Here is a 6,000-nt window from a genome sequence, read left to right as displayed (position 1 = left end):
TTTTTGGGGAGCATATCATAGGGCGGAAAAACGCTATTTTTTGAAAGTAAGTCATTAAAAAATCAGACTATTTTTTTTCAACTTTTCTATTTACAACCCGAAAAAATCGGAGTAATATCCATCTCATCAACGAACACTAACATGTTAATGCTTCGATCTCAAAGTACGCCGAATTCATGATTGAAGCGGGGGACCCAACCGTCACAACACGTGACACGGGGTGAATCCTTTCCGAACGGGAAAGGTAGGGCGAATTCCTAGGTATGCCCGAATCCGACAGCTAACCTCGCAGGCGTTTTTAGGAGGGAACGACTCTTTTTCAGTATGCCAAAGTATAAAGGCGATGCTGGGGCCGTTTATTGCCTCACATCGTCTTTTTGTCGTGTTTAATTGTAAAAATATTGAATAATATGGGGGTATTTTCATAATGGGAGAACTGTGGAGTATCGTATTGCTTGCCTTCTTCTTCGGTACGACGTTCGGGATGATTCATCTGATCGAGCGTGTCCAGTGGAGAGCAGGTGACCGTAAATGACGTGGTTTTTACTGGCGACGGGCTGCCTCGTCTTCTTGTATCTCGGTTATTGTCTGATGTATCCAGAAAAATTCTAATCGCATAGGGAGAAAAGAAAAACATGTGGACTCAATTCATGATCCAATTTTGGATCCTACTCGTCATCGCACTTTGCGCGGCGGTCTTGCTTGGGCGCTACATCGGGATATACTTCGCACCTGTCGCAGAACGTCGGGTCGATAAAATCGGTAAGGTCGAACGACGACTCCTGTCGTTACTCGGCGTCGATGAAAAGAAACACGATCAATCGTGGGTCGGCTATTCGAAGAGCCTCTTGCTCGTCAATTTGCTATTTTTCATCGGTGGATATTTGTTACTTCGCTTCCAAGGCAGTCTACCCTTGAATCCGAACGGTGCTGTGAATCTCGACTGGTCGACGGCGCTGCATACGACGATCAGCTTCATGACGAATACCGATCAGCAGCACTATTCGGGTGAGGCACTCTCGTATCTCTCGCAAACGTTCGTCCTCGGAACGATGTTATTCGTCGCTCCGACGATGGCGTTCACGGTCTGTATCGCTGTCATTCGTGGTCTTGCGAACAAACCACTCGGTAACTTCTACGCCGACTTCGTTCGTTTCATCTTCCGGATCCTGATTCCGATTTCACTCTTGTTCGGGATGTTGATGATTTTACTCGGCGTACCGCAGACATTTGGTAGTGCGGTCAGCGTCACGACGCTCGAAGGAGCGAAACAGTTGATCTACCGCGGACCGGTCGCTGCATTCGAAGTCATTAAACTGCTTGGTAACAACGGTGGTGGTTTCTTTGGTGCCAACGGAGCGCACCCATTCGAGAACCCGAACCAGTTCGTCAACTTCATCCAGATGTTCTTGATGTTGCTGATTCCGATGTCACTTCCAATCGCTTACGGAAAAATCATCGGTTCCGCGAAACAAGGACGACTGTTCCTTGGTGTCATGACGCTTCTCTTCATCATGATGACGGTCGGGATGGCAGGGAGCTTGCTTGCGAATCCAACGGCACACGGTCAGGAACTACGGTTCGGTCAAATCGGAACGGCGCTCTACAGTTCAATCACGACGGCAGCTGAAACCGGTGCGGTCAACGCGATGCACGACTCACTGCATCCGCTCGCTGGATTGATCCAGCTCGGCAATATGATGCTTAACGTCGTTTACGGTGGAGCAGGTGCAGGATTCTTGAACGTCTTGCTTTATGCCTTCGTCGCCGTCTTCCTGACAGGTCTCTTGATTGGTCGGACACCGACGTTCCTCGGGAAGAAAATCGAGACGTTCGAAGTGAAGATGATCGCGATCGCGCTACTCGTGCCGCCATTCCTGATTCTCGTCGGAACGGCGATCTCGATGTACGCTGCACCAGGCGTCGCTGGCATCTCGAACCCAGGCTATCACGGACTGTCGCAAGTCTTGTATGAGTTCACGTCCGCGACGGCGAACAACGGATCAGGTTTTGAAGGACTCGGCGACGCAAACGTCTACTGGAACGTCTCGACGTCATTCGCGTTGTTCTTCGGACGCTACATCCCATTGATCTTGATGCTTGCAATCGTTGGTTCGCTTAAAGCGAAGCCATCCGTCCCGCAAGATGAATTTTCGTTTAAGACAGACACACCACTCTTCGGAACAGTCTTCCTCGGTACGGTCGTACTTGTCGGTGCATTGACATTCTTGCCAGTGCTCGTACTTGGACCAGTCGCGGATTGGCTGACGATGTGAACAGGAGATAAAAGCATATGATGGAACGAATCATGCATCCGACGCCCGAGGAACACCAACCGAACGGGGAGCCGGAACACCAATCCAAATCAGCAATCAATGGCTCGATCGCGCGTCAAGCGACAATCGATGCCTTTAAAAAATTTAATCCCGTCAACATGGTCAAACAACCGATCATGTTCGTCGTCTGGATCGGCTGCTTGCTCGCGATCGGTTACACGATTTTCATTGACGAGATGCGAGGCTTTAACTTGAAGGTCAGTATCATTCTCTTCTTGACGGTCTTGTTCGCGAACTTCGCGGAATCGATCGCCGAAGGACGAGGGAAAGCACAAGCAGACTCGCTAAAAGCATCGAAAGCGGACGTCATGGCTCGTAAACGTGTCGGACAATTGATTGAGAGCGTCTCGTCCGTGACACTCCGGAAAGGCGACATCGTCTTCGTACGGGCCGGTGAATATGTACCAGGTGACGGTGAGATCATCAAAGGTCTTGCTTCGATTGATGAATCGGCGATCACAGGGGAATCGGCACCCGTCATCAAGGAAGCGGGGGGTGATTTCTCGTCGGTCATCGGTGGAACACTCGTCGTTAGTGACGAAATCGAAGTCCGGATCACGAGTAATCCAGGGGAATCGTTCCTCGATCAGATGATTGCGCTTGTCGAAGGCGCAAGCCGTCAAAAGACACCGAACGAGCTCGCTTTATCAACACTGTTGACGAGCTTGACATTGATTTTCTTACTCGTCGTCATGACGTTACCCGTCTTTACGAACTATCTTGGATTCAATCTTTCTGGTCCAATCTTGATCGCTTTGCTCGTCTGTTTGATTCCGACGACGATCGGTGGTTTGCTGTCCGCGATCGGCATCGCCGGGATGGACCGCGTTACCCGCTTCAACGTCATCGCGATGAGCGGGAAGGCGGTCGAAGCAGCAGGGGATATCCAAACGATCATCTTAGATAAAACGGGAACGATCACGTTCGGAAACCGGATGGCGTCAGAGATCACGCCAGTCGGCGGACGTACTGCCGAGCAGGCGTTCGAGGGGGCGATCCTCGCCTCACTCGCTGATGAGACACCTGAAGGACGATCGGTCTTAGAGCTCGCGGAACTTCGTGCGATGACGGTTGAACAACATTGGTTAGATGGCGCGGAAATCGTACCGTTTCGAGCAGAGACACGGATGTCCGGACTCGACTTAAGAGATGGACGCCGTGTGCGTAAAGGGGCGGGGCAAGCGATTCAAGAATGGGTCAAGGAACAAGGCGGCACCATTCCAAATGATTTGCAAGAAAAAGTAGATGCGGTCTCTCGTCTTGGTGGCACACCACTCGTCGTTGCGATCGACGCAACGATCCTTGGCGTCATCTATTTGAAAGATACGGTGAAACCGGGCATGCGCGAACGATTCGATCGGTTGCGTGAGATGGGTATCAAGACGGTCATGTGTACGGGAGACAACCCATTGACGGCAGCAACGATCGCCCGCGAAGCAGGCGTCGATGATTTCGTCGCGGAATGTAAACCGGAAGACAAGATTCGTGTCATCCAGCAGGAACAAGCAGCCGGTCACCTCGTCGCCATGACAGGAGACGGAACGAATGATGCACCAGCACTCGCTCAAGCCGATGTCGGACTCGCGATGAACAGCGGAACGCAAGCCGCAAAAGAAGCGGCGAACATGATCGATCTTGATTCGAACCCGACGAAAATCATCGAAGTCGTCGAAATCGGGAAACAGCTCTTGATGACACGGGGTGCCTTGACGACGTTCTCGATCGCAAACGATATCGCGAAATATTTTGCGATCATCCCGGCAATGTTCATGGTCGCAATCCCGCAGATGGAAGTACTCAATATCATGCGTCTTGATTCCCCGACGAGCGCGATCTTGTCTGCCTTGATCTTCAATGCGATCATCATTCCGATGTTGATTCCGCTTGCGATGCGAGGAGTTACCTACAAACCGATGACGGCGGATCAATTACTCAGTCGTAACTTACTGATCTATGGTCTTGGCGGTGTCGTCGTTCCATTCATTGGGATTAAAATCATCGATGTCTTGCTTGCGAGCATCCTCTAAGGAGAAAACGAATCATGAAACAAGCCATTCGTGTGACGGTCTTCGTCACGGCGTTATGCGGGATCGTCTTTCCCGCTTTATTGACCCTGTTCGGTCAACTACTCGTACCGGATAAAGCTGAAGGTTCTTTAGTACAAGAAAACGGAAAATTCATCGGATCGGAATTGATTGCCCAGCCGTTCACGTCGAAACAGTATTTTCATGGACGTCCATCAGCGGTCGATCAATTAGCGGGAGCGTCTGCTGGGGATAACCTAGCAGCATCGAACCCGGAGCTTGGCACGAAGATGGCGGAATTACAGAAACAGAACCAAGTGGACGGCGCTTCGCTTCCGGACGATGCCCTCGTGACATCCGGTTCTGGCTTCGATCCGCACATCTCAGTCGATTATGCTTTGGTTCAGGCGAAGCGTATCGCAACCGCACGCGATCTGTCGCGTGAAGAAGTACGGAAGTTGATCACAAAGGAAGCAGGAACCCATGATTACGTCAATGTCCTGCGCTTGAACTTAGCACTTGATCGGAGTAAGTCATGACACGAGGAAAGCTGAAGCTGTATATCGGCTCAGCTCCTGGTGTCGGAAAGACGTATAAGATGCTTGCCGATGCACGAACATTGACGCTTGAGGGTAAGGATGTCGTCATCGGACTGATTGAGACACACGGTCGCAAAGAGACGGCGGAGATGGTCGGGCAACTCGAACAAGTCCCGCTACTTGAAGTTGCCTATAAGGACAAGACATTCCCCGAGGTGAACGTGGACGCGATCATTGCCCGTCGCCCCGATATCGTACTAATCGATGAACTGGCGCATACGAATGCGCCAGGATCGGTACGAAAGAAACGCTATCAAGATGTCGCAGCATTGCTTGAAGCAGGAATCAATGTCTACTCTGCCGTCAATATCCAGCATTTCGAAAGCTTGCTTTTTAAAGTCAAAGAAGTGACGGGTGTCGAAGTGAGAGAACGCATCCCGGATCCGTTTCTCGGGGAAGCCGATGAGATTCTACTCGTCGATGTCACACCACAAACGTTACGGGAGAGACTCGAGCAAGGAAAAATCTATAAGAAGGAAAAGATTGAACAGAGCTTGAATTCGTTCTTTTCGCTTCAGAATCTTGCGAGCTTACGTGAGCTATCGCTGCGTCAGGTCGCGGACGAAGTAGACGATCAAGTCTATCAATCACGTTTGCTGATCGAAAAAGATCCGGCGACGCTACAAGAGCGAATCCTTGTCTGTATACAGCTCAATGACAATGCGCGGAAGTTGATCTATCGCGGCTTTCGCATGGCAAGTCGATTGAAGGCAGAACTGTATGTCCTAACAATCTTACCGGCAGCGGAGAATCAATTGAATGCGAAACAAAAAGAAGTGCTTGCGATGGTACGCGAGAGTGGTTCCTTGTTCGGAGCAGAAGTTCTGATCCGAATCCAAGGCGAGCGCTCGATCGCCCAAGCAATCACAGCTGCCGCGAAACATCATCGCATCACTCAAATCGTTCTCGGTCAATCCGCACGAACCCGTTGGCAGGAAATCCGGCGTGGATCGATCATCAATGAAATCATGCGTCATGTCCGCGGCATCGATATTCAAATCGTCGCTGATGACATGGAACGCTAGGGGAGCCCTTCCGCGT

5 protein-coding genes and 1 riboswitch are annotated in these 6,000 nt (G+C 50.8%); all 5 genes read left to right on the top strand.

All coding sequences use genetic code 11. The features are described 5' to 3' along the window. Window positions 1–156: 156 nt before the first annotated feature. A riboswitch (cyclic di-AMP (ydaO/yuaA leader) is annotated at window positions 157–310 on the top strand. A 221-nt stretch (window positions 311–531) separates the two neighbouring features. Genes B4C70_RS15170 through B4C70_RS10915 form a run of 5 tightly spaced genes read left to right on the top strand, consistent with a single transcriptional unit; the run spans window position 532 to window position 5,984 of the window. Continuing rightward, window positions 532–612 carry a potassium-transporting ATPase subunit F gene (locus B4C70_RS15170; RefSeq protein ID WP_071908832.1) on the top strand — a complete coding sequence of 27 codons (81 nt, stop codon included), beginning with the start codon at window positions 532–534 and terminating at the stop codon, window positions 610–612. Window positions 613–635: 23 nt separating this feature from the next. Next, window positions 636–2,276 (top strand): potassium-transporting ATPase subunit KdpA, encoded by a 1,641-nt coding sequence (gene kdpA / locus B4C70_RS10930; protein WP_290779298.1) that lies wholly within the window; start codon window positions 636–638, stop codon window positions 2,274–2,276. Window positions 2,277–2,296: 20 nt separating this feature from the next. Next, window positions 2,297–4,363: a potassium-transporting ATPase subunit KdpB gene (gene kdpB / locus B4C70_RS10925; RefSeq protein WP_414654472.1), complete on the top strand. Its 2,067-nt coding sequence runs from the start codon at window positions 2,297–2,299 to the stop codon at window positions 4,361–4,363. Between the two features lie 14 nt (window positions 4,364–4,377). Further along, on the top strand, window positions 4,378–4,899 hold the full coding sequence (kdpC, locus tag B4C70_RS10920) for a K(+)-transporting ATPase subunit C (protein WP_023469375.1): 522 nt from the start codon (window positions 4,378–4,380) through the stop codon (window positions 4,897–4,899). Beyond that, window positions 4,896–5,984: a universal stress protein gene (locus B4C70_RS10915; RefSeq protein ID WP_290779290.1), complete on the top strand. Its 1,089-nt coding sequence runs from the start codon at window positions 4,896–4,898 to the stop codon at window positions 5,982–5,984. The genes kdpC and B4C70_RS10915 overlap by 4 nt, the downstream gene beginning before the upstream one ends. Window positions 5,985–6,000: the final 16 nt, after the last annotated feature.

Source organism: Exiguobacterium sp. UBA5002 (genome assembly GCF_002396765.1).
In the GTDB taxonomy this organism is placed as follows: domain Bacteria; phylum Bacillota; class Bacilli; order Exiguobacteriales; family Exiguobacteriaceae; genus Exiguobacterium_A.
The sequence above is the reverse complement of the archived record's forward strand: the minus strand, read 5'-3'. Positions and strand labels throughout refer to the sequence as shown.

Bases quoted from the DNA above. Each gene is read 5' to 3' on its own strand.
- B4C70_RS15170 (WP_071908832.1), top strand. From the start codon at position 532: ATGACGTGGTTTTTACTGGCGACGGGCTGCCTCGTCTTCTTGTATCTC.
- kdpA (WP_290779298.1), top strand. From the start codon at position 636: ATGTGGACTCAATTCATGATCCAATTTTGGATCCTACTCGTCATCGCA.
- kdpB (WP_414654472.1), top strand. From the start codon at position 2,297: ATGGAACGAATCATGCATCCGACGCCCGAGGAACACCAACCGAACGGG.
- kdpC (WP_023469375.1), top strand. From the start codon at position 4,378: ATGAAACAAGCCATTCGTGTGACGGTCTTCGTCACGGCGTTATGCGGG.
- B4C70_RS10915 (WP_290779290.1), top strand. From the start codon at position 4,896: ATGACACGAGGAAAGCTGAAGCTGTATATCGGCTCAGCTCCTGGTGTC.